This is a genomic window from Bacteroides caecigallinarum (assembly GCF_021530995.1).
Taxonomy (GTDB): Bacteria; Bacteroidota; Bacteroidia; order Bacteroidales; family Bacteroidaceae; genus Phocaeicola; species Phocaeicola faecigallinarum.
The window spans coordinates 1-26,950 of record NZ_JADYTF010000039.1 but is presented as its reverse complement, the minus strand read 5'-3'; the positions used below and the strand labels follow the sequence as shown (position 1 = coordinate 26,950).

Below are 26,950 nucleotides of genomic sequence, written 5' to 3'. Positions count from 1 at the left end.
CTACAATAGTGTATCGTATTTATTCGTTGTAAATACACTATGCTGTTGTAGTTCGGATTTTGTTGTTATTTTGCTATACCCATATTGCATTTGCCTATTAAATATATTATAGCTGTTAAAAAAAATGAAATACAGGCGTGGCTCTGGCTTAAAAAGATGTTATTAAGCATGCGTTTGTAATTCTTTTAATATTTTTGCACAGAATATGATTTTGTGTGCCGCACTCGGCATACGCCTAACAAAGTATATAAACTAAAAACATAGAGCATGATACAGAAAGTATTGATAGCTAATCGTGGAGAGATTGCTGTGCGTGTTATGCGTTCTTGTCGAGAGATGGGAATCAGAACTGTAGCTGTATTCTCTGAGGCCGATAGAGCGGCTCGCCACGTATTATATGCAGATGAAGCTTGTTTCATAGGTCCTGCTGCATCTCGTGAGAGTTATTTGAATATTGACAAAATCATTGAGGCAGCCAAGCGTCATGGTGCAGATGCTATTCATCCGGGATATGGTTTCCTTTCCGAAAATTCTGAATTTGCCCGCAGATGTAAGCAGGAGGGAATCATCTTCATAGGTCCTGATCCTGAAACTATGGATGCTATGGGAGACAAGATTTCAGCGAGAAAACACATGATTGCTGCCGGAGTACCTGTCGTACCCGGAACCGAAAAACCTTTACAGAATGTAGAAGAGGCAAAGAAAATATGTAATGAAATAGGTTATCCTGTAATGCTTAAGGCCTCAATGGGTGGCGGTGGTAAAGGTATGCGTCTTATTCATAATGAGGATGAAGTGGAAGAAGCATACAATACAGCCCGTTCTGAATCAATGTCTTCATTTGGTGACGACACTGTATATTTGGAAAAATTTGTTGAAGAACCTCATCACATTGAGTTCCAGATTTTGGGCGACAATTATGGCAATGCCATCCATTTGTTTGAAAGAGAATGTTCTATACAGCGCAGAAATCAGAAAGTGGTAGAAGAAACTCCTTCTCCATTCGTAACTCCTGAGTTGCGTGAGAAAATGGGTAAGGCCGCTGTAGCTGCCGCAAAGGCTGTAAATTATAAAGGTGCGGGTACAATTGAATTCCTTGTTGACAAGAACCGTAATTTCTATTTCCTTGAGATGAATACACGTCTTCAGGTTGAGCATCCTATCACAGAAGAAGTTGTTGGTGTTGACCTTGTTAAGGAACAGTTGCGTATCGCGAACAACGAACCTCTGCATCTGAAACAGGAAGACCTTAGACAGAGAGGACACGCCATCGAATGCCGTATCTGTGCCGAAGATACAGACAATAACTTTATGCCTTCGCCGGGTATCATCAAACAGCTGATGGAACCTAACGGTATCGGTGTACGTATAGACAGCTATGTATACGAAAGCTACGAAATTCCTATCTATTATGACCCGATGATAGGTAAGCTGATAGTATGGGCTACTACACGTGAGTTTGCCATCGAGCGTATGCGTCGAGTTCTGTATGAATACAAGATTACAGGACTTAAGACTAACATCAGTTACCTTCGCCATATAATGAATGTTCCTGATTTCGTAGAAGGTCATTACAATACTCTCTTTATACCTAAGCATCAGGACATGCTTAAGGAATGGGCTGGTAAGAAGGAAGAGGAGACTGAAAACATAGCCATGATAGCTGCATACATCGACTATCTGATGAATCTGGAAGAAAACAAGGGTACATCTTCGGATAACCGTCCTATCAGCAGATGGAGAGAATTTGGATTGCAGAAAGGTGTATTAAGGATTTAAGTAGTTAGTCAAATGGAAATACATATAGGAAACAGAGTTGCCGACGTTACATTGGTCAGCAAGGAAGGTAATAAAGTGCAGTTAACTATCGATGGTGTTCCTTACGACGTTGATATCGTAATGGCAGAAAATGGTAGCTGTTCGATTATACACAATGGTAAATCGTATAATACTGAACTTATCCGCAAGGAAGGCGGAAAGAGCTATACAGTAAACGCTCACTATCAGTCATACAATATTGATGTTATAGATTCGCAGGCCAAGTACCTGCGTACTCGCAAGGGTGGTGAAGAAAAACAGCAGGACAAGATTGTTTCTCCTATGCCTGGTAAGATTGTAAGCATACCGGTTTCTGTAGGCGACAGACTTGAAAGCGGAGATATAGTAGTGGTTATCGAAGCTATGAAGATGCAGAGTAACTACAAGGTAAGCGCTCCTTGTGTGGTTAAGGATATCCTCGTTAAAGAGGGCGATTCAGTGAATGCCAATCAGGTGGTTATGACTTTGGACATTATTAAAGAAGATTGATTATGACAACAGAAGAACAATACAAATATTTTCAGGAGCTTGACAAGAAGGCTTCTCAGGGCGGTGGAGTAGAGCGTGTGGAAAAACAGCATGCCAACGGACACATGACTGCTCGCGAACGTATAGACATGTTGCTTGACAAAGGAACATTCAACGAAATAGATAAGTTCGTGATACATCACTGCACAGACTTCGGTATGGAAAAGAACCATATTCCAGGTGATGGTATCGTGTGTGGTTATGGTAAAGTGGACGGACGTCTGGTTTATGTATATGCTTACGATTTCACTGTATATGGCGGTACACTTAGTGTGACAGGCGCACAGAAGATTGTAAAGGTACAGCAGTTGGCACTCAAGAACGGTGCTCCGGTAATTGCATTGAACGACTCGGGTGGCGCACGTATCCAGGAAGGTGTGGGAAGTATCTCAGGTTATGCTTCTATCTTCTATCAGAACACTATCGCTTCAGGTGTTATTCCACAGATATCTGCTATCCTTGGTCCTTGTGCCGGTGGCGCATGCTATTCTCCTGCACTTACTGACTTCATCTTCATGGTGAAGGAAAAGAGTCACATGTTCATCACTGGTCCGGATGTGGTTAAGACTGTAACTCACGAAGAAGTTGATAAGGAAGAACTTGGCGGTGCATACACACACAGCAGCAAGAGTGGTGTTACTCACTTCCTTTGCGATACAGAAGAAGAAACACTTATGGGTATCCGCGAGCTGTTGAGCTTCCTTCCGTCAAACAATATGGAAGATGCTCCTGTTCAGCCATGTTCTGATGATATCCGCAGAGCAGACGAATCACTGATGTCAGTTATTCCTGACGATCCTAACATGCCTTATGATATCAAGAATATCATCGAGCCTGTAGTGGATAATCAGTACTTCTACGAAGTAATGCCACACTTTGCAAAGAACATGGTAGTGGGATTTGCCCGTATGGGAGGTCGTTCTGTAGGTATCGTTGCAAACCAGCCTGCATATCTTGCCGGTGTGCTTGATATTGACGCTTCTGACAAGGCTGCTCGTTTCATCCGTTTCTGCGACTGCTTCAATATTCCTATCATTTCGTTTGTTGACGTACCTGGATTCTTGCCAGGCTGCGATCAGGAACACAACGGAATTATCCGTCACGGTGCCAAGATTGTTTATGCCTATGCTGAGGCTACAGTGCCTAAGATTACTGTTATCACACGTAAGGCATACGGTGGTGCATATATCGTAATGAACAGCAAGCCTATCGGCTCGGATGTAAACTTCTCATATCCTACAGCCGAGATTGCCGTTATGGGTGCTGATGGAGCTGTAAATATCCTTTATCGCAAGGCTACTCCTGAAGAAAAGGCTAAGGCAGTAGAAGAATACAAGGAGAAATTCTCTAACCCATATCGTGCTGCTGAGCAGGGATATATTGATGAAATCATTCTTCCTAAAGATACAAGACACAAACTTATTCAGGCGTTGGAAATGACTCAGAACAAGAGTCAGAGCAATCCTCCTAAGAAACATGGAAACATGCCTTTGTAATAAGATAGGCAAATAATAACAGCAGATGAACAGTAACATTTTAAGACTGAAAAAAATTGTCTTGTCATGTTGCTGTTCATCTTTTTTATGTTTACAAATCTTTCACATCCTTCACAGTACCGATGTTTTTTCGTAACTTTACCCCGGATAAATTATAAATTCAGAAGCTTATGAAAAGACTTATCATGTTGGCAGCCATGTTTATCTGCCTTTTTGGTGTAACAAATTTGATGTCGCAAACCCCGGTAGCCGATAAGGCCGGATATATAGTAAAGGTAGGAGATATGGCCCCTGATTTCGAAATGACTCTCACAGACGGAACTAAAGTGAAACTTTCATCACTTCGTGGAAAAGTTGTCATGCTTCAGTTTACAGCCAGCTGGTGCGGTGTGTGCCGTAAGGAGATGCCTTATATTGAGAGCGATATATGGCAGAAGCACAAGGACAACAAAGAGTTTGCCCTTTACGGTATAGACCGTGATGAACCGTTGGAGCGTGTTAAGGCTTTTGCAAAACAGACAAAGATTACTTATCCGCTCGGGCTCGATCCTGGGGCAGATATATTTGCTCTTTATGCTGAAAGAAATGCCGGGATAACAAGGAATGTCCTTGTTGGCCGTGATGGTAGAATCGTTATGATGACAAGGCTTTATAATGAGGATGAGTTCAAGGCATTGTGCAGTAAGATTGATGAACTGTTAAAAGACTGACGGTAAAATTATATGAAGCGCATTTGGTTTTTATTGTCATTCCTGTGTGTAATATCTTTTTCATTATCGGCTCAAACTAAGAAAGAACCTCTGTTCGGCAAGTCGCATTCATATTATACCGTATCATCTTCATCACTTAAGGGAGCCGTGTTCTATCTCGTGAGTGGACATGGAGGACCCGACCCCGGCTGTATAGGTAAGTATCAGGGTAAGGAACTGCATGAGGATGAATACGCTTACGATATAATATTGCGCTTGGGCAAGGAACTACTGGAAAGAGGTGCAAAAGTATATTTTATCATTCAGGATGCGAAAGACGGTATTCGTGACTCCTATATCCTGAAGAATAGCAAGCGTGAAACCTGTATGGGCAAGCCGATACCTTTGAATCAGATAGAACGTCTGAAGCAGAGGTGTGTAGCTATAAACAATCTCTACCGCAAGGATAAGAGCAGCTATAAGCGTGCCATATTCATTCACGTTGACAGTCGTTCAAGAAGCAAACAGACAGACGTTTATTTCTATCATGCTCCTAAAAGCAAATACGGAGAGCGTCTTGCAACAGAAATTCAAAAGACTTTCAAAGGCAAATACAGAAAACATCAGCCGGGTAGGGGCTTCAGCGGAACAGTAAGCGAGCGTAATCTTTATGTGTTGAGGAATACCACTCCCGTAGCTGTGTTTATGGAGCTGGGCAATATGCAGAACGCCCTTGACCAGAAGCGTCTGGTGATTCCAAATAACCGCCAGGCCTTGGCCAACTGGATAACTGAGGCTATAGTGAAAGATTATAAGAAGAAATAAACAGCGATGTAGAACAGCATTTTTTGTACCTGTTCTTATTCGATTTTAAACGTGCCCGCGTTTTGTCTTAAACACGGGCACGTTTTGTCTTAAACATGCCCGTGTTTTTTTATGGATTTAAAAGTGGGTGAAATGTACTGAATTGGATTTGGCTTGTGTGTTACTTTATGTTAAATTTTAATGCAGCCTAATATATGATTTTCGTCTGTTATTAATGTGCTTATAGTATAAAAAATAGCTTAATTGGGGGTCATTACGGTCACTACGGTCATATGAACCCATTTTTTTACGAATTAGCTAATGTCGTATTTCCTAATAAGTTCCGATATTGAAAATTTCTTTAACCCTATGCCAACTTGAAGAATGGTAATTTTATATCTCAAAACAGTATGTTTATGAAATTAATAAATGTTAAAATATTCCAAAATTGAGCATACTCTTTATATTGTAAATACAGTGTGTATTTATAAAATAAGCCTATGTTTTTTATAAGTGATAAGTTAATCCTGAATATCACCGATTATATGGCTTGAAATAAGTATTATTTGTATAATCTGTTTATATATAATGAGTTATGGTTCTATATGACGAAAAAAATAGGATCATATGACCGTAGTGACCGTAATGACCGTAAAATCTTAAGTGAATTATGCGTTTTTTTATTCGTAGCACTAAGAAAATTTCATAAAACCAGTCAGACTCATGTAATTTATATTAGCAATAGTAAGTGAAAATTAGCACTTACGGATGTGCCCGTGTTTTCGTATAAATAAATCTATATTAAACGGCTTGTCTGATAGCATGAGAGCAAAAAATGACAAATAATAAAGAGGCGTATTTTTGTTACGATGAAAAAAATCCAAGTTTTGAGTTTGCTATTTTGGGTGGGCGGAAAAGGGTTTTCTCCGGCTGGAGATAATAATGAATAATTTTACTGTTTTTAAGTGTATAATAATATATATTTACATTTAGACGTAAGTTTATAAGGTCGGGTGCTTGCAGGTGTATCTCTGGAAGTACTTGATAAAATAACAACTTTGAACTATTCAAAATTTTCGAATAGTTCAAAGTTAAAGGACGAGTTGTTCGGAATTACCGGGCAACTCGATTTTTATGTTTTACTGATAATTCTGTTCAAAACGTGAATTATGCTTTTATATGGTAATATTTTAGTATATTCAATCTGAAAAATGACATATTTTACTTATTTTTGCATATATAATGAGAAGTATGAGGTAAAATAGAGTTATTTGTGATGCAAGAAGAAAAGTATAGAATATCATTTACTGCAGGGACGCTTTTGATGGAGGAAACTTGTGCTGTTGCGGAAGTGTTTCTTGAAACGGGACGTGATTGGAATAGAACCAGAGAATGTGCTTTGAGGGAAAATCTGATGCGAAAGGAAAAAGTTTCAACAAATAAAAGATTGTTCTCTTTGGTAAAACAACGTATAGAAGTACTGAATGAGGAAGAACAGAATCTTTTGGTTGCAGGGACAAATTCTGTACGACGGCTTTTACTTCTCCTTGCCGTGTGTAAAGCTCATTCATTTATATTCGATTTTATCTTTATCAATGTTAGAGAATGCTTTTTTAGTATGCATGAGAAAATTACACATGCTAATTTCAATGAATTTTTCAACGAGAGCAAATATGTTCATCCAGAGTTGGAAACCATAACAGATTTGACTTTAAGAAAAATACGGCAGGTGATTTTTCGCATATTGGAGCAGGCTGAACTTATAGAGTCTATAGATACGGGAATTTTACGTCGGCCTTATTTGCCGGAGCATATAGAAAGAATAGTTGTTAAGGATAATCCTAAATGGTTGGGAATCTATCTGTATTCGAATAACGAAATAAATAATGCCATAAGCCTTTATGAATAATATATTAACATCCGATATGGATACGGTTTTTGAAAAAGTATATCAAAAACTTTCATCGCCGGATTTTGGAAAAAATCTTGGTGGAGAACTGCCATTATATATTCAACCTATTCCTGTGTCCGGACAGACTGAACTCAATACACAGGTAGAAAGGCTTGTTTCCAGACTGTCAAAGTTAGGAAAGAATTCCATTGTTGTGGATTTATATAGGTTGGCTTTGGAAATTATTGATGAAGAAGGTATTTTGGAAACTTTACTTGAGGATGAGAAAAATATCGATAAAGACGATTTGAACGCTACGTTTGAAAGTATATTTGATACAAAAGAAATTCTCATACCACGAATGCGCTCGATGATAGAGGAAAACAAATATGATTTTGTTTTTATAACAGGGGTGGGTCGGGTATATCCTTTTATTCGTTCACACAGCATTGTCAACAATATGGAAGGATTGGCCGATAATGCAAACATTGTTCTTTTCTTCCCTGGAGAGTACAACAGACTGCAGATATCGCTATTCGGAAAACTTCCTGCAGACAATCACTATAGAGCGCATAATCTTAATGATATTGAAACTACTTACGAAAACTTATGAATACCATGATACAGGAATCTATATATAGAAAAGATATAAATCGTGAAATTAACGGTGTTATTAAGGCTGATAGCACAACACAGTTAGAAGAAGAAATAACAGAGTATGTAATAACAGCCGAACAGATACGTCTTTTGCCCCGTCTTTTCGATACATTGTCTTCTTCACAGAAAGTAAACTGTGTTTGGATTTCAGGTGATTTCGGTAGTGGTAAATCACACTTACTGAAAATTCTTTCATACGTGCTTGAAAACAGGTTTGAGATAAAAGGCCGTAAATGTGGAGATATATTTGCAGATAAAGCGGAAGATGATTTTGAACTTAAACGTAATATAGTTTCTGCGTGTAAGATTCCTACAGAAACAGTACTCTTCAATATTCAGGAGTTGCATGACGGATTAGGTAAAAATACAAGTGATCCTGTACTTGCCATTTTCCTGAAAGTGTTCAACAGGAAATTCGGTTATGACGATAAGAAACCTGAAATAGCTGAGATAGAAAGATATTTTGACAATCAGGGGAAATATGAATTGCTGAAATCGGAATACGAACGTTTGCACGGAGAAAAATGGTATGAAGCACGCAAGACAATTCTGCTAAAGCTGCAGAAGCTTGCACAGGTGGTAGCACTGATTGAAGGTATCGACAAGGAAACAGCCGAGAAGAATATCCGTGCGCAGATTTCCAATTTCAAGATGGATATAGACAGTTTTGTCGCTTTAGTTAAAGAACATCTTGACAAACAGCCGCAAAAGAGCCGTTTCGTGTTTTTTGTTGATGAAGTAGGACAGTTCATCGGCAAGGACGTGCACCGTATGTTATCATTGCAGACCATTGCTGAGGGATTGACTGACAAGACTGACGGAAGGGCATTTATGGTGGTGACATCACAGATGGATATGGATTCTACGCTTGGCGATTTGAACAAACAGCAGTCTAATGATTTCTCACGTATTCAGGGACGTTTTACTACACGCCTTTCTTTGACAAGTGCCAATGCCGATGAGGTTATCAAGCGTCGTTTGCTTGAAAAGAAGGATGAACCGCAGGCTGTTCTTTGTGCCGAGTATGACAAACAGAAGAATATCATCAAGAGTCTGTTTAATTTTGGAGACCAGAGCCAGTTTAAGAATAATTACAAAAGTGAAGGACAGTTTGCAATCAGCTTTCCATTTATGGATTATCAGTTCAGTCTGTTGCAGAAATCTATAATCGAATTGAGCAGTCACAGCGCATTTACAGGAACACAGACTTCTGTGGGCGAACGTTCAATGCTCAGCATTATGCAGACAGTTGCAAAACGGTATAAAGATAAAGACCTTTCTAAAATAGTCCGTTTTTGCGATATGTACGAAGGATTGCGTGATATTCTTCAGACAAGGATTACTTCTGACATCCAGCAGGCTGAACGTGCACTGAATGATACATTGGCTCTTGATGTCTTGAAAGCATTGTTCCTTTTGAAGTATGTGAATGGCTTCCCTGCTACACTTGACAATATTACACGCATCCTGCTGCCTACACTTGATTCGGACTTTCCGGCCTACAGAAGCGATATTCATGAGGCATTGAATAAGCTTGTGCGTCAGTCTTATGTAGAAAAGGGAGCTAATGATGAATATCATTTTCAGACCAATGAAGAGAAAGACATTGAAAATGAGATAAAGAATGAAGAACTTCGTCCTGAAGCGATTAATGAAGAGCTGAAAAAGATTTTCCGTGACGATATTTTCTCGGAATCTAAAATCAAGTTATCCAACTTTAAGATATTCCCATACGGAAGAATGGTGGACGAGGTTATGGACGGACGCGAAGCGGAAATGTATATTCATTTCATCACGCCGTTGAATGAACTTGACAGTAGTTCCAAAAATAACCTGTGTATGTATTCTATGAAGCATGGCAATCAGCTTTGTGTAGTACTTGGCGAAGACAAGGAATTGTCGGAAGACCTCGTGATGTACAAAAAAGCTGACAAGTGTCTTACGCGTTTACTGTCCAGAAATGATGACGGCTATCGCCAGCAGATAATCTCGGATAAACGAAGAGTAAACAGCCGTCGTCGTGAAGCGATAGTCACTCGACTGACTGAACTTACAAAATCGGCCAGAATGTACTTGGGAGGTCAGGAACTGACGGATATAAAGAGTCAGGAACTTAAAACACGCCTCACAGAAGGAATGAAACAGTTGGTAGAACTGACTTACACAAACCTGAAGATGCTCACCATCGATTACGATGACAGTATGCTGAAAGATGTTATCAACAGTCCGTTCAGTGGTAGCGGTTATGGAGCATACGAGGACGATGCATGTACGCTGGAAATATTTAATGAAATATCGAGACAGAAACAGTTGGCTATAAGGACTAAGGTTAAGGATATTGTAGATAAGTTCAAAGGTGGTACATACGGTTGGTACGAAACAGCTACTCTCTGTATTCTGGCCAAATTGTTCAAGATGGAGAAAATCTCTTTCCGAAATAATGGAGTGCCTATAGCCGACCGTGATATATATACTGCACTTACCAATTCAACTCAGCAGGCTAATACTGTTGTTGATATAGAAGAAACAATAACCGCTTCACAAATCAAGAAACTGAAGGACCTTTACAAAGAGTTCTTCAATAATGAAGGTTGTATAGCTACAAGTGCGAAGGATGTTCACTCTGCTTTTATCGAACGTATGAATAAGGAAGTGGACTATCTTAGAACTGTATCCGAGAGAAATCATTATGAATTTGTGAAGCCGTTGGAACCGGTAATATCAGAATTAAAAAACATAGCATCGTATGCTTATCCGGGATTGTATCAGAATACCAAGAAAATTGATAATGCTTTGGATGATAAACTGGATATTGCTGACGAAATAAGCTCATTTATCAACAGTGCTCAGTTTGCCATATATAAGCGTATAGAAGTTTTCCGTACAGGTAATCAGGCTAATTTGGCTTATGTATCTAAGGAAAAGACAGACAGCCTTGGCAGAATATATGAAAGCAGACAGCCGTGGAAGGATATGACTAAGGCTAATGAACTTCTGAATGAAATAAGCAGTGAGATTCAGAAACTTCAGGCAGAATCACAATCAGAAGTTCTAATGCTGATAGAGCAGAAACTATCTGCTGTTAAGGCTATTCCGTCGTTTGATGAAGTGAGTGATAATCTGCGACATCAGATAGTCCTGATTTTCGATATTTTAAGTCAGAAGGCTAAGGAAGAAAGGTATATTGGAAACCTTAAGGCCATGAATTCTGATATCAGCAAAGCTTACGAAAATAGTTTGAAATCCATAAACGAATGGTTGGAAGAACAGGCTGCCAAAAAGATTCCAACAAATCCGGATTCGGAAGAGGAAACCAAGGATGATAAACCTGTAAAGGTCAAGAAACCTGTCAAGACATTTGTACAGAAGTCTGTAGCAATGAATGTACACTTTGACAAGGTTATGCTTGAAACAGAGGCCGATGTAGAGGCATATCTTAATAAAGTAAAGAATAAGATGCTGGAATATATACATCAGAACAAGAATATAATGTTGAACTGAAAAATCATATCATTATGCGGTTAGACAGAATTTCAATAACAAATATGCGTCTGATTGGTGAACAGACGAAAGAGTTGGTTTTAGATTCTACAAAGAATGTTGTGATTCTTTTAGGCGACAATGGTTTTGGAAAAACTACTATATTGGATGCCATAGCAACAGTTATGGCACCATATTCTGCTCAATTTCCTGGTATTTCTAATATTCAGCTGTCAGATTTGGACGTTCATATTGATCGTAGAGGAAGAAGAAGCAAATATCTCACCGTTTCCGCAGAATTATCAGACAATGGAATTGCGATGAGTTCGATACGATTCCGTAAGGGAACACAAAATACACCCAAGGCCAATTATGAACAATTGAAGCAGGCTGCTATATCAAAGAAAGATGCAATTTTGGCTGGGGATGCCAATGTAGAACTACCAATATTTGCATATTACGGCACAGGAAGAGGACAGTTCCAGGTGCCTGAACGCCGTAGAGGCTTCCAGCAGGCTTTTGAGAGATGGGACTGTTATAAGAGTGCAATCAACCCGGAAACAGATTTCAAACGTTTTTTCGGCTGGTTCGATTTGATGGAAGACCAGGAAAGAAGAGACAGGGAGAAACGTAGAGATTTCAATTATAGTTCTCCAGTACTTAATGCTGTGAGGCGAGCCTTGTCCGAAGTCGTTGATTGTTACCGTAATCCGCGAATCGAGACAAGACCACTCCGCTTTATTATGGACAGGATAGATGATGATGGCTCTACTCATGAACTTCGCATAGAACAGTTAAGCGAAGGCTATAAGATAGTCATAGCAATGGTGGCTGATCTTGCAGCACGCATGGCTGAGGCTAATCCGGGCATGGACAATCCTTTGAATACAACCGGAATAGTTTTGATAGATGAAGTGGATTTGCATCTTCATCCACGCTGGCAGCGTGAAATTCTGTTGCAACTGACAAGGGTATTTCCGAATATACAGTTCATTGTCTCTACCCACAGTCCTGTAATAGTGGTTGGCGCAGCAGAGATTGCACAGATAGTTAATCTGAATAATATTAATGACGATGAAAATCTGATACATGAAGATGTACAGATATCTAACGTAGGACAAGTGCTGCTCAGTGATCTGTTTGGTTTGAATTATCTTCATTCTCCTGAATGGGATGACAGGATTGAAGAACGCAATACTTTACTTTCAAAAGCTGAACTTACTGCTGAAGAGAAGAATCGTCTGGCTGAGTTGGATGAAGAAATGAAAGGATTGACTTCCATTCCTAATTCCGATGCAATTCGTTCTGCTCAATTGATTGAAAAACTGGCAAAACAATTAAACATTGAGTTATGAGGAAGATAACTAAGTCAAACGTAATACCCTTGACATTACGGAATGCACCTGTTCCAACCGGTCTTGATGAGGTAAAGGAGTCTATTTATAAAGCGGATGATGTACGTGATCAACTTTTAGAGGATCAGCATTATAAATGTGCTTATTGTGAAAGCCGTATTACAAGAGAGTATAATGATGTAGAACATTATCGTCCTAAGTCTATCTATTATTGGTTGGGGCATGATTGGAATAATCTTCTTTATTCCTGTGATTTATGTAACAGAACCTATAAAAAGACCAATTTCCCTTTAAAAAATGAGGCCAATAGGGTAACAGTTCCGGGAAGTACAGATGTTGAAGAGCCTCTTGTCATTAATCCGGCATTTGAGGAGCCAACGGAACATATACGGTTTAACCGTTATATGTTGGTTGGCATAACAGATGAAGGGAAGAATACTATAGATATGTTTAAGCTTAATGACAGGGCCGTTTTAGTAAATGACAGGGCACAGTTATATGAGTTATATATTAGAGAAAAGGATAATTTGGAGAAAATGCAGAAACTGCTTGAATCTCCTGTTTTAACAGATGAATTACGTGATTCAATCAATGAAATTATTCTATCCTCTACAGAATCAATAAATCAATATAAATCGATTGATACCCCTTATTCAGGTATGCTTATAAATCAGTGAGAGTGTGATTCGTCCTGTAATTATATGTTTATTGAACTAAATTGATTATAAATATGGAGGCAATGACAAGAGTAGAAGCAGAAGAAAGACTTAAAACTGTATTCGGAATAGAACATTTCTATGGCGAACAGTGGAAAGCTATTGACAGGATACTTCGAGGAGAACGTATCCTCATGATTGAGCGTACAGGATTTGGCAAGTCATTGTGCTACCAGTTTCCTGCTACTCAGTTTCCTGGGATAACTGTAATATTTTCTCCATTGATTGCTTTAATGCGTGACCAGGTACGCAGTTTGAACAAAAAAGGAATATCAGCAGCATATATTAATTCTGAACAGTCGCAGGAAGATAATACACTTGTTATAGAGAAAGCATTGAAAGGGGAAATAAAAATACTTTATATCGCTCCAGAAAGACAGGAAAATCAGGAGTGGATTGAAGCTACAAGAAACATGAACCTTTCAATGGTAGTCATTGATGAAGCTCATACCATTTCTACATGGGGACATGATTTTCGTCCGGCTTTCAGAAGAATAATAAATTTGGTACAGTTGCTTCCGAAAAATCTTCCTGTATTGGCAACTACTGCAACCGCAACAAAGAGGGTTCAGAGAGATATAGAGGAGCAAATAGGTGGTCGTCTTACAACCATCAGAGGAAACCTTTCAAGGGAGAATCTCTATCTTCAGGTGATAAGAGTAAACTCTGAAGATGAGAAAATGATTTGGCTTGCATCAAATCTTGTCAATCTTGATGGAACAGGATTGATATATACAGGTACCAGAGTTGATACAGAAATATATGCACATTGGTTGCAGTATTGCGGTATTGATGCCATTGATTATAATGCAGGTTATGACGCTGACACACGTAAGGAAGTCGAAAAAGGTTTGATGGAGAACAGGTGGAAATGTATAGTCTCTACTAATGCTTTAGGTATGGGTATTGACAAGCCTGATATACGTTTTATCATTCATACTCAGATTCCCGCTTCACCAATACATTATTATCAGGAGATAGGAAGGGCAGGAAGAGATGGTTTGCCTACAAGGATTATCTTATTTTTTAACGAGAATAAAGGTAAGGAAGATGGTGTTCCGGCTGATTATTCATTGCCATATTCGTTTATTGAAGGTTCACGTCCTGGAATAAAGAAATATGAAAGGGTGATTGATTTGTTGAAACAAGAACCTCTTTCGGAAAGAGAGATTATGAAGAGGGCAAATCTTAAACAAAACCAGATAAGAGTGATTAAAGCAGATCTTATAGACCAGGGAATCATTAAGGAAGCTCAGTATGGAACAAAGCAGAAGAAGTATGAATATCAATATAAAGCTAATGAACTCGATGTGTCTAAGTTTGAGGAGTTACGAAAGGCTAAAATTAAGGACTTAGACTCTATGGTGAATTATGTTTATACTGATATGCCAAGGATGGAATATTTGTGTAAGTTTCTTGATAGTGATGAAAACAGTGTATATACTAATTGTGACAATACTAATCTAAAGAAGTTAGAAGTAGAATATGATGAAGAAATATCCGCAAAATTAGAAGATTTCAGAGATTCCTATTTCCCAAAACTTGAATTGGCCGCTCATACTCTGAAATCCGGAACAGGATTGAAGATTAGAATGCCATATCCCAATGTAGTAGAGGTATTGAGGAATAATGAAGTTGTGGGTACATATATCAATAAAATTAATTACAGTGAATTCGGTGAGGAAGAAGCGTGTGTTTTACGTGATTTGTCTGACAGGCATCAGCATAACGCGTCAAGACTGACTGACGGATATGCTGCATCTTATTATGGAGTATCGAACATAGGAGCAGCCCTGCACAGATCGAAATACGAAGGAGGTGGCGATTTCCCCGATTTCTTATTGAAAAAGACTCTTTCTGTTTTTGGTAAGAAATATAGAGAAATAAAGTTCGATCTCGTATTATATGTTCCTCCGACACATTCCGGTGATCTTGTAAAAAACTTTGCGATAAAGTTTGCAAATACTATAAAAGTTCCTATTTCGCATAGCTTAATTAAAACAAGAGAAACAGAGGAACAGAAAATATTTCAGAATTCGTATAGTAAACAAGATAATGTGAAAGATGCTTTTACTATAGAATCAGAGTTGGTGAGAGGTAAAACAATTCTTCTTATAGATGACATTTATGATAGTGGCGCCACATTGAAAGAGATTGGAAAAACATTGACAGAAAGAGGCACCAAATGGATTGTTCCAATAGTAATAGCAAAAACAGTAGGAGGTACGTTATGACAAATCAGGAATTGACATATTGGGTTACTCTGGCACTTATGCCGAAAATATGGACTCGAAGAAAAAATGAAATATATGTAAAATGTTTTGAACATAATCCTCAAATATCGGTAATTGATTTATTTGAGGACAGATCATGTTGGGATGAATTATTGTTGACGGACGAAGAAAAAGAACTTTTCAGTGCAGCTTATGAACAATTGCCAAACAATTCATTTATGGTGGAAGACATGTTGTCGCAAGGATATGAAATCTTGCCTATCCATTGTGATGAGTATCCTAAAATATTAAAGAAGAATCTTGGTAAAGCTGCTCCAACTGTAATATTCACCAAGGGCAACAAGGAACTTCTCAATCAATCATCAATAGCAATAGTGGGCTCCAGAAATGCAGATAAAATATCATTACAGTTTACAGATAATGTAGCAAAACGTATTTCAGCTTCAAATGGAGTTGTTGTAAGTGGGTTTGCAAAAGGAGTGGACAGACAGGCGCTTGACTCGGCACTCGAAGCGGGCGGTAAAAGTATAATCGTTCTACCCCAGGGAATTATGACGTTTGCATCGGGATTTAAACAATATTATAAACATATCATTCAGGGACATGTTCTTGTTATGAGTTCGTTTGCTCCTAAAGCACCATGGAGTAAAGAGTTTGCTATGGCAAGAAATCCTATTATATATGGTATGGCTTCGCATATTTATGTGGCACAGAGTGATGATAAAGGAGGAACGTGGTCCGGTGTGTTGGATGGATTAAGGAAAAACAGAGCCATTTATGTTCGATGGCCTGAGACGGGAGAAAAGAATGCTAATGTGCAGCTTATCCAGAAAGGAGCTATGGCTGTAGATATAAATGGTAATACTATCAAGCCTGATGCAGAAGATCTGAAGACAGAGGAACAGAAAGAAACAGAAATACTGAATGATAAGATTGTAAAAATATTATCATCAGTAGATTCTTGTTCTTCTAAAGATATTCTTATTCGACTTAATATAGACTGGTCTGATGCAAAAATGAAAAAATTTCTTGAGACTATGTCGCAGGTAGAAAAGAATAAAATAAAAAACAGAGTATATTACAGTTTAAAAAACAGTCAGTCTAAAAATCTGGCTCTTGATTTTGAATAAGACTTTTATGGCAACAAATACATCAGCATTAAAGACATTTGCACAGCAGACAAGAATAAAACTTCTGCAGTTGATAGGAACACGCCTGGAGTTTGTACTTACTCAGGATACTGCAGAATTGCGTGGATATGAAGCACAGATTATCAAACTGAAAGAGAGGATTGAGGTTAAAGGTGAGGACGGAGTGATAGAGGAAGTGGCTTACACATGGTTCAACCGTGTGATGGCTCTGCGCTTTATGGATGCCAACGGCTATAATTCTCCTATGGTGGTTACTCCTGCTCCGGGGCAGATGCGTCCTGAAATATTGCAGGATGCCATGAGCGGAGCTGTGGATGAGGAACTTAACATAAAGAAGGAAGAACTGCTGTTGCCCGAAGCTGCACTGTATCGCCGTCTGTTGGTTGCAAAATGTAATGTGTTGGGTGAAACAATGCCATTCCTGTTTGAACATATCAGTGATTATACAGAGTTGTTATTACCCGAAAACCTGCTTTCGGATCAGAGTTTTGTGACTGACATTTGTAATGGAATGACAGACGATGACTGTCTGAACGTGGAAGTTATGGGCTGGCTGTATCAGTTCTATATAACAGACCGCAAAGCGGATGCCGAGGCAAAGAAGAGCAGGAAAGGTGGACTGAAGAGTGACGAGCAGGCCGCCGCCACACAGCTGTTCACTCCGCATTGGGTGGTTCGCTATATGGTGGAAAATTCTTTGGGTCGTATATGGATGACTCTTCATCCCGAAAGCTGGTTGAAAGAGGATATGCCTTATTATATTCCTACTCCTGCTGGGCAGACAGACAGCATACCGGAAGGAATAAATTCGGTAAGTGACATCACATTTATCGACCCGTGCATGGGTAGCGGACATGTTTTGGTTTATGCTTTCGACTTATTCTGTAAGATGTATGAGGAAGAAGGTTATCAGACGAGGGAGATACCTTATATGGTGCTTACCAACAATTTGTTTGGTATCGATATTGACAGCCGCTGTTATCAGTTGGCAGCCTTTGCCCTTACTATGAAAGCGCGTGCCTATCACAGTCGCTATCTGCGCAAGGCTGTAGTACCTAATGTGATTGCATTGCAGAATATTGACCGCGATACTATTGAAGCTGCAGGAAACTGGGACAAGAAATCCGGAATGTGGCAGTTTGAGAATGTTGACACTATAGGTTCTCTTTTACAGATTGAAGCTGAGGAGTATGATAGAATAAAAGTTGCAGGTGGACTTTTTGGGGCAAACCTGGATTTGCTGAAGAAACAGGCTGAGTTTTTGTCACGTAAGTATCATTGTGTGGTGACTAATCCGCCGTATTTGGGTAAGGGATTTTGCGATGTATTAAAAAGCTATATTATTGCAAATTATCCAAACAGTAAGTCGGATACCATGGCTACATTTATGGAACGTTGTCTTGCTTTTAGTGTTGATAATGGCAAGGTAGGTATGATAAATATGCAATCATGGATGTTTCTTTCTTCATACGAGAGGCTTAGGGAAGATTTATTGGCTAAATATAATATTGATTCTTTATTGCATTTAGGACCGAATGCTTTTGATGAGATTAAAGGCGAAGTAGTTCAATGTGCTACTTTTGTAATTGCCAAACATAAACCTGATGAATTTGGAGGAGCATATTATCGTCTTATAGATGGAGAGAATAGTTCAGAAAAAGAGATTTCTTTTTTGAAGAGAAACAATGAGTTTATTAATGTTTCTCAGAATAATTTTAGTAAAATTCCAGGTTCACCGATTGGATACTGGGTTTCTGAAAAAATTTTTTCCCGCTTCGCGGGAAATCTCGCATTGTCTGCTGTTTGCAAGCCAACACAGGGCTTAGCAACAGCAGACAATGCGAGATTTCTCAGATTATGGTTTGAAGTCAATCTTGGAAAGATTGGCTTTGGATGTAACTCAGCAGATGAAGCTTTAGTAATTAAGAAAAAATGGTTTTCTCATAATAAGGGAGGTAGTTTCAGAAAATGGTATGGGAATCAGGATTATGTAGTTAATTGGGAAAATAATGGAATTGAAATAAAAAACTATAATGGAGCTGTTATTAGAAATCCTTCATTTTATTTTAGGGCTGCAGTATCATGGAGCGTTATTAGTTCAACTAAACTAAATTTTAGATTTTATCCTATTGGATTTATACCAAATATGTGTGGTATGTGCTGTTATACAGATGAAGTTGAAACGAATTTATATATACTTGGATTATCTAATTCGAAAGTTTCTGAGGTACTATTTAATATAATGAATCCAACTCTTAATTTGTCAAATGGCGTTTTTGCTAGATTACCATACATCTGTAAAAATCAAAGTATTATAAATGAACAAGTACAAAAAAATATTTCTATTTCCAAATTTGATTGGGATGCTCATGAAACTTCATGGGACTTTAAAGAAAACGAAATTATCCGTCTTCAAAAAGAAGGTTTAGGTGAAATATCTGTTAGATTAGAAGATGTTAAGGTATTGAGGTATTTTTCATTATATGCTCTTGTACTTGAATATAAAGCATTATGGGAAGAAAAATTCTATCAGCTCCATACCAATGAAGAAGAACTTAACCGTCAGTTTATAGAAATATACGGTTTGCAGGATGAACTTACTCCTGATGTTCCTCTTGATGAAGTAACCATTCTTCAGAAAGGGGAAATCAGTATAGAAGATAACAAATTAGTATGGCATGATGATGTTATAGTGAAGCAATTCATCAGTTATCTTGTAGGTTGCTTTATGGGGCGCTACAGCATAGATAAACCGGGCTTGATTATCGCCAGCCAGCATCAGGACTTGAACGAATTAGGACTGAAAGTTGAAGGACTTGACAATGGAGCGGAAGGCAGATTACAGATAGATGATGATGGAATTATTCCTATCTTAGATGTGGAATATTTTGCCGACGATATGACCGTACGTATAGAGCAGGCAGTAAAAACTATATTTGGTGAAGAAAGTTATCAGGAGAATCTTTCTTATATCAATAATAATCTTGGCAAATGCAAGTCGCTGCGTGAATATCTTTTCAAGGATTTCTATACTGACCATATAGACGGAAAAATGTATCAGAAACGTCCTATATACTGGTTATTCTCATCGAAGATGGGAGACAAAAAGAAAAAAGGATATTTCAAGGCTTTGGTGTATATGCACCGCTTGGAGAGTGATACATTGTCGAAACTTCATGCAGACTATGTAGTGCCTTACATAGACAAGATAGAGCAACAGTATAACGAAGCGCAGGACATGATGATGCGTGACGACCTGAGCCAGGCGCAGCGCAATAAGGCCCGTAAAACAGCCGATGAGTTTATGGACAAAATTAAGGAAGTGAAGGAATTTGAACAGCAACTCGTGCAAATGGCAAGTCAAAGACTGAGCATCGATTTGGATGACGGAGTACGTGTCAATTATCCGAAGTTCTATCCTTTGGTAGAGCCTATCAAGGGATTGGATAAGGAAGAATAAAAATATAATGGCTATGACAAAGGAAGAGATATATAGATTGTTGAAAAGTACTGAAACCTCGCGTGTAGAACGTACTGTAAGTACCGGTGATATGGACAAATTTCAGGAAGCTATTTGTGCCTTCAGCAATGACATGTCCAATTCACGACAGAATGGATATCTTATTATTGGTGCCAAAGACAATGGTGAACTGTCAGGACTGAAAGTGGATGATAATCTTTTTAAGAAGATATCCGGAATTCGTAGTGATGGAAATATTTTGCCTATCCCTATGATGACTTGTGAAAGATATGAACTGGAGGGGGGAGATATTCTTGTAGTTGAGGTACAACCGTCTTTTTCTACTCCGGTGAGATACAGGGGTAGAACTTTTATTCGTATAGGTCCACGAAGGGATATCGCTACTATTGATGAAGAGAGAATCCTGACGGAAAAGCGTATGAGCAATATGGCTACTTTTGATGCTTCTCCTTGCTATAACGCCACAATTGATGATGTATATATTGATATAATAAAAAATGAATATATACCTAAAGCTGTCAGTTCAGAAGAACTTGTAAATGATGACAGGACGATAGAGCAACAAATGGCGGCATTAGGACTGTATGATGTAGAGAACAATTGCCCTACAAATGCCTGTATTGTATTATTTGGAAAAAATCCGAAACGGTTCTTATATGGGGCTTATTTGCAATATGTACGTTTTAACGGGTTGGACAAGGGGGCGGAGATTGATAATGAAAAGCCATTCTGCTACTGTCTTGCCAAAATGATGCCACAGTTGGAGGCTTTCATTGATTTTGGTGTGATGAAAACACGTCCTGTAGCAATTAGTACATTAAGGGAAAAGAATCAGTCAAACTATCCTGCAGATGCTTTAAGGGAATTGATTCTGAACGCTTGCATGCATAGGGATTACCAGTCGAATATGCCTACTCGCTTTTATCAGTTTTCAAACCGTATAGAGATAATGAACCCCGGAGGTCTGTATGGCAAAGCACGTCCGGAGAACTTTCCTGAAGTGAACGATTATAGGAACCCTATCATTGCTCAGGCATTGAAAATTTTGGGTTATGTGAATATGTTCAATAGAGGAATAAGCCGTGTAAAGAATATGATGGTTGAGAATGGAGGAAAAGAACCGATATTCAATGTAGATAAAATTACGGCTTTTGAAGTTATTTGTCATTCGGCAATAAATCACTCTGATTTACAGGATTACAAAGAGGATTTAACTATGACGTTCCATCGGATAGAAGCCAAGTTGATTCCGGAATTCTTCAATGCAGAAGAGAAGGACGAGCTGATGCGCATTATAACCCTTCTTAAGGAGCCTGCTTCTGCAAGTTTTCTGGCTAAAGAACTTGGTTATGAGACACGTAATTTTAAAATTAAATATATGGAAAAGATGGTTAAGGCCGGAGTTGTAGCTATGACAATACCGGATAAACCTAAAAGCAGTAAGCAGAAATATTGTTTGGTTATGGAATAGGTCAAGTTTTTTCCAAGTTTTTTCCAAGTTTTTTCCAAGTCTTTTGGAAATATATAAAGCTTTGATGCTCAAGAGTAAAGGTGGTGTATAATAAAGATTAAGCGATGAGTGATTCCAATAAAATAAAGATACAGCAGATTTTAGAAAATCTCTTTACAAAACATCGTTACATATTCTGGTATGATGCAGGAGGAGAAATGGAGGATTTTGCTTCTGATATAAATATAGATGGGGTTGAAACTGTCGTACTTGATGGCAATCCTTTTGGTGTCAAGTATCGTATTGAATGCGGTGAACAACCTGTAAAGGGGTTTCTTATATATAGCAAGGACGAGAAACCGGATGATGAAGACAACTGGCTGTTGGATATCCAGGAGGAAGGGGAGATTTTTGCTGCAGATATGTCTTCCATATATGCTGCGGAATGTGGGATACCTTTTGAACTGAAATCTGCCATTATTGACAGACATTATGAGTTCTTCAAATCGGCAAGAAACAGAAAGAAATGTTCTGAATTGCTGCAGAATGGTATGAATGTCAGTGAGATAACCGAAGTGATGATTTCCATTGCATCTGGTAGTAATACGTCGGGTTATGAGCAACTGACGTACGTTTTGGCTGATGAGTGTATGAACGAATCGTCTGATATTGCTGAACGTCTTGAGAAATATAATCTTTCTGGATATTACTGGGATAAGGTGGAAGAGGCTTTTGGTTATGACAGAGAGCGTAATATAAAAAGTCTTATCATAGTTCTGTTTCAGGATGAACTGAACTGTGTACTCAACCATTCCGTACTTTCTAATGAGGCTCATATTTTCATGCGCGACTGGAGGGATAGCCGTTTGTGGGGAAGTCTTTATCGCAAGTGGGCTGAGGTGCTTGAAAATGAATTAGGTGTTATGCAGCTTATTAAGGGTGAACCGTTGAAAAAACTGGTGCAGATTGATACTTTCCCATGTGTGGATAAGGTTATATCCTTAAATTTACATAATGAGGTTATTAACGGTGGGATTACAGCCGAAATGGTGGAATCTGTAGTGGAGTTGAGGCGTAACAAGCTGTTTTTTGATGTGGCGCAACATACAATGTTGGCTTTACTCGAAGCGAGAAGACTTTTTGAGGATATTGAAAAAAAAATACAAGGTCTGATTATATCTACTCCTGAAGAGGGCTTCGGGCTATATGTCAATGAATTATATACCATTGATTTGCATTACCGTCATTATTTCAGAGAAGCAAATCAGGCTGAGAGCTATAACTTGTTGGCAGATGTTACAAGCAAAGTAGAACAGGCATATACAAATGCGTATTTATCGGAACTTGCAAAGAAATGGCAACCTTTAGTTGATAAGATGCCTTCATGGAATATTGATGATGTGCTATCGCAAAGGAGTTTCTTTGATATTCATGTCAGTCAGTTTGTTTCAAAGGGCAAAAGACTCTTTGTTATAATAAGTGATGCTCTAAGATATGAGACTATGAAAGAGTTGGAATATCGTATAGCCCACGAAAACAGGATGGAGACGATAATGAATCCTCCAATGCTGTGTGTGCAGCCATCATATACGCAGTTGGGTATGGCTGCCCTTCTGCCGCATAAGGAACTTTCGTTTGAAAAACATAGCGATGAAGTTTATGCCGACGGTAGAAGCACTAAAGGAACTGATAACAGGTCGAAAATATTGCAGTCAGCTGTACAGAGAAGTATTGCCATCAAGGCAGATGAATTGCTTGCCATAAGTAATGGTAAGGAATGGGTGAAAGATTATGACCTGGTATATATTTATAGCAATACGATTGATAAAGTAGGTGATTCTCTGGCAACTGAAAAAAATGTGTTCAAGGCAACCGAGGATGAGATGGATAAGATTCTGCGTCTTGTAAAATTTATCAGAACTGCCAACGGAAGTAATATCATTATAACTTCAGATCATGGGTATATTTACCAGAATGAGAATCTGGATGAAACTGACTTTACTGATTTTAAGGCTCAAGGTGGAAATTGCTTTATTGAAAACCGTAGATTCGTGATTGGTACTGGTCTTTGGGAGGGCAATGGTGTAAGGACTTGGAAAAGTGAGCAAGTAGGAGTGAAAGAGGGTGTTGATATTCAGATTTGTAAGGGAATAAACCGTATCAGAAAACAAGGTTCGGGAAGTCGTTTTATTCATGGTGGATGTATGCCTCAGGAGGTGGTGGTGCCTGTTATGCGTGTCAATATAAAGAAAACAGGTGATGTGAGGAATGTGGATGTGGATATATTGGGAAAACAGTCGAACATTACTACCGCTAATTTGTCTGTTAAATTCTATCAGATTGATGTGGCTACGGAGAAAGTCAAGGGTGTGACTTTACGAATGGCTTTCTATAATGCCGATAATGATATGATATCAGATTCTGTTATTATGACTTTTGACAGCAGAAATAATGAATCGGTATCAAGAGAGCAGAAACATACATTCCGATTCAAAAATATAATATCACAACTTAATGGTCAGGAAGTGGTGTTGAGAATGGAGAGACAGGTAGAAAACACAAGTCAATTTGTTCCTTATAAGGAAGAAATTTATAAAGTAAAGGTTATGTTTGAAGCTGAATGGTAATTATGGATGAACTTGATATAAAGCTTAATCAGTATTATGCGGGTAAGGTGGTACGAAAAGACCTTACAAAGAATATAAAGGAAGGTGCAAATGTTCCTAGCTATGTTCTGGAATACCTGTTGGGAATGTATTGTGCTACAGATAATGAAGATGATATAAAACAGGGAATAGGAATGGTCAAGCATGTGCTTGCCGATAATTTTGTTCGTCCGGATGAGGCCGAAAAAATAAAATCAAAAATTCGCGAAAAGGGACGTTATAAGATTATAGACAAAGTATCAGCAAGACTGAATGAGAATACCGACAGCTATGAGGGACATATATTCAATATAAATATCAACAAGATTACTGTAGATGACAGTTATATCAGAAAGTATGAGAAACTGTTGTGCGGTGGTATTTGGTGTATTATTGATATGGAATATGTCTATGACGAGAATTCAAGGACTTCTCCATTCAGAATAGCGAATCTTAAACCTATCCAGATGCCGGCTACCGATGTGGAGGAATATATCGGTAACAGGAAATTCTTTACTCTGGAGGAATGGATAGAGGTGATATGTCGTAGTGTTGGTATGGAACCTTCAAATCTTGATAAGCAGACAAGATGGCATCTTGTGGCAAGAATGATTCCTTTTGTGGAGAATAATTACAATATATGTGAACTTGGACCTCGTGGTACTGGTAAATCGTATGTATATGATGAACTGTCTCCATATTCTATTTTGATATCTGGCGGACAGACTACAGTTGCAAATCTTTTCTATAATATGGGACGCCATACTGTAGGGCTTGTAGGTACATGGGATGTAGTGGCTTTCGATGAGGTGGCTGGTATCAATATGAAAGATAAGGATGGTATTCAGATAATGAAGGGGTATATGGCTAACGGTTCTTTCAGCCGTGGAAAGGAAAGTATAAATGCCAATACTTCAATGGTTTTTGTTGGAAACATCAATGGTAGCATTGAGAATCTTGTAAAAGTCAGTCATTTATTATCTCCATTCCCTAAAGATATGATTGACACTGCTTTCTTTGACCGTTTTCATCATTATCTTCCTGGATGGGAAATCCCTAAGATGAGACCGGAATTTTTTACAGACTCATACGGATTTATCTCTGATTATTTTTCTGAGTGTCTTAGGGAAATGAGAAAGCGGAATTTCAGTGATGCCATTCAGAAGTATTTCAGATTGGGAAAAGATCTTAACCAAAGAGATGTAATAGCTGTCAAGAAGACTGTAAGCGGACTGATGAAACTCCTTTTCCCGGATGGAGTGTATGATAAGGAGGATGTGCGTCTTTGTTTGGAATATGCCTTGGTAGGGCGCAGACGTATAAAGGAGCAGTTAAAGAAAATAGGTGGTTTGGAATTTTATGATGTACATTTCAGTTATATAGATTTGGAGGATGGGGAAGAGCGGTATGTAAGTACGCCTGAGAATGGTGGCTCTGCTCTTATTCCTGAGGGAGACTTGCAGCCGGGTGCACTTTACAGTATAGCGAATCAGCCGGATGAAGGTAATCTTGGCCTTGTTCGTCTTGACTTGCAGATTATGCCTGGTAATGGTAAGTTTACGCATACAGGATTTGGCTCTGGAACAAAGATAAGTGATGAACTGAAAGAGGCTGTAAACTATTGTCGTTCCAATCTTAACCGAATAAGCCAGAATGCAAGGTTTGCAGATTGCGAAATGCATATAAAGGCCACTGATATTAATGGTCTTGGTGTTTTGTCCGGACTGGAATTGGCTGTATTTATATCACTTGTTTCAGGAATAACAGGAAGGAGTATTCAAAGCCAGATGTGTGTACTGGGATCTATGAGTATTGGCGGCACAATAATTCCGACGAGTGACTTGGCTGGTGCATTACAAATTGCGCATGATGCCGGGGCCAAACGTATTCTGATACCGGTGGCTGACATGATGCAGTATTCTAAAGTACCAGCAGATTTAATTTCTAAGTTCAGTCTGGATGTATATTCTGATCCTGTTGATGCGGCTTTTAAAGCATTAGGAATAAAATAATGTACTTGTTTTTGCAAAGCCTTTTAAAACCTTTTGCAAAAGGTTTGCAATACGCTCGGTGAACGCATAACGAACGGTTAGTGAACATAGAGTGAACAGATTTTATTATAACAGTTAACCAAAATCAGGAAAAGACAGATGGTAAGGAATGATGGAATTCGCGTAAGTTGGCACGTGTTATGGGGTACGTAAAATATTGGAACTTTGAACGGGTAATAGCTAAGGCTCAAGCCAGGACAACAATATTGAAAATAGATGAAAAACAGATGGAACAGATAAATACAGAAGGAAAGAACCGTGCCTTATGTTTATTGTATAGTTGTTCGCTACCGTTATCACAATTCTTCCGACAGCCAAACATGCGGTCTGTGTATATGACCTTTTCAGAAAGAAATGTTATCTTTGCAAGTGAGAAGAAGATGATAAAATTGAGTATCGGTTGGTTTTATTAACTCCTCGAGAAAAAAGAATGTGATATAACGGATTTTAAAGAACAACTTTAGGATAAAGAGCTAAATGATATATTCCAGATGTTTATAGAAA

At 38.5% G+C, this 26,950-nt stretch carries 16 protein-coding genes; all 16 read left to right on the top strand.

Annotated features, from left to right (window positions below; genetic code table 11):
- Positions 1-267: 267 nt before the first annotated feature.
- Positions 268-1,779, top strand: a complete 1,512-nt coding sequence (accC, locus tag I6E24_RS07195) for an acetyl-CoA carboxylase biotin carboxylase subunit (protein WP_235327437.1) — start codon at positions 268-270, stop codon at positions 1,777-1,779.
- Positions 1,780-1,791: 12 nt separating this feature from the next.
- The gene (locus I6E24_RS07190; protein WP_235327435.1) at positions 1,792-2,307 is read left to right on the top strand and encodes a biotin/lipoyl-containing protein; all 516 of its coding nucleotides are present in this window, start codon (positions 1,792-1,794) and stop codon (positions 2,305-2,307) included.
- A 2-nt stretch (positions 2,308-2,309) separates the two neighbouring features.
- Positions 2,310-3,842, top strand: a complete 1,533-nt coding sequence (locus I6E24_RS07185) for an acyl-CoA carboxylase subunit beta (protein WP_235327433.1) — start codon at positions 2,310-2,312, stop codon at positions 3,840-3,842.
- A gap of 197 nt (positions 3,843-4,039) precedes the next feature.
- Positions 4,040-4,552, top strand: coding sequence for a TlpA family protein disulfide reductase (locus tag I6E24_RS07180; protein WP_235327441.1), 513 nt, complete (start codon positions 4,040-4,042; stop codon positions 4,550-4,552).
- Between the two features lie 12 nt (positions 4,553-4,564).
- Positions 4,565-5,356 carry an N-acetylmuramoyl-L-alanine amidase family protein gene (locus I6E24_RS07175; protein WP_235327431.1) on the top strand — a complete coding sequence of 264 codons (792 nt, stop codon included), beginning with the start codon at positions 4,565-4,567 and terminating at the stop codon, positions 5,354-5,356.
- Positions 5,357-6,611: 1,255 nt separating this feature from the next.
- On the top strand, positions 6,612-7,244 hold the full coding sequence (locus I6E24_RS07170) for a DUF1819 family protein (protein ID WP_235327439.1): 633 nt from the start codon (positions 6,612-6,614) through the stop codon (positions 7,242-7,244).
- Positions 7,237-7,839, top strand: a complete 603-nt coding sequence (locus I6E24_RS07165) for a DUF1788 domain-containing protein (protein WP_235327429.1) — start codon at positions 7,237-7,239, stop codon at positions 7,837-7,839. The genes I6E24_RS07170 and I6E24_RS07165 overlap by 8 nt, the downstream gene beginning before the upstream one ends.
- A gap of 5 nt (positions 7,840-7,844) precedes the next feature.
- The gene (gene brxC / locus I6E24_RS07160) at positions 7,845-11,384 is read left to right on the top strand and encodes a BREX system P-loop protein BrxC (RefSeq protein ID WP_235327427.1); all 3,540 of its coding nucleotides are present in this window, start codon (positions 7,845-7,847) and stop codon (positions 11,382-11,384) included.
- 14 nt (positions 11,385-11,398) lie between these two features.
- Positions 11,399-12,718 (top strand): AAA family ATPase, encoded by a 1,320-nt coding sequence (locus tag I6E24_RS07155; RefSeq protein ID WP_204401093.1) that lies wholly within the window; start codon positions 11,399-11,401, stop codon positions 12,716-12,718.
- The gene (locus I6E24_RS07150) at positions 12,715-13,395 is read left to right on the top strand and encodes a retron system putative HNH endonuclease (protein WP_235327425.1); all 681 of its coding nucleotides are present in this window, start codon (positions 12,715-12,717) and stop codon (positions 13,393-13,395) included. Before I6E24_RS07155 ends, I6E24_RS07150 begins: the two co-directional genes overlap by 4 nt.
- Before the next feature lie 62 nt (positions 13,396-13,457).
- Positions 13,458-15,668, top strand: coding sequence for a RecQ family ATP-dependent DNA helicase (locus I6E24_RS07145; protein WP_235327423.1), 2,211 nt, complete (start codon positions 13,458-13,460; stop codon positions 15,666-15,668).
- Positions 15,665-16,798: a DNA-processing protein DprA gene (locus I6E24_RS07140; RefSeq protein ID WP_204401099.1), complete on the top strand. Its 1,134-nt coding sequence runs from the start codon at positions 15,665-15,667 to the stop codon at positions 16,796-16,798. Before I6E24_RS07145 ends, I6E24_RS07140 begins: the two co-directional genes overlap by 4 nt.
- A gap of 7 nt (positions 16,799-16,805) precedes the next feature.
- Positions 16,806-20,279, top strand: a complete 3,474-nt coding sequence (pglX, locus tag I6E24_RS07135) for a BREX-1 system adenine-specific DNA-methyltransferase PglX (protein WP_235327421.1) — start codon at positions 16,806-16,808, stop codon at positions 20,277-20,279.
- A 13-nt stretch (positions 20,280-20,292) separates the two neighbouring features.
- A complete protein-coding gene (locus I6E24_RS07130; protein WP_154043603.1) occupies positions 20,293-21,771 on the top strand; it encodes an RNA-binding domain-containing protein in 1,479 nt (492 codons plus the stop codon).
- A gap of 104 nt (positions 21,772-21,875) precedes the next feature.
- Positions 21,876-24,377 (top strand): BREX-1 system phosphatase PglZ type A, encoded by a 2,502-nt coding sequence (gene pglZ, locus I6E24_RS07125; RefSeq protein ID WP_235327419.1) that lies wholly within the window; start codon positions 21,876-21,878, stop codon positions 24,375-24,377.
- Between the two features lie 2 nt (positions 24,378-24,379).
- On the top strand, positions 24,380-26,407 hold the full coding sequence (brxL, locus tag I6E24_RS07120) for a protease Lon-related BREX system protein BrxL (protein WP_235327416.1): 2,028 nt from the start codon (positions 24,380-24,382) through the stop codon (positions 26,405-26,407).
- The last annotated feature ends 543 nt before the right edge of the window (positions 26,408-26,950 follow it).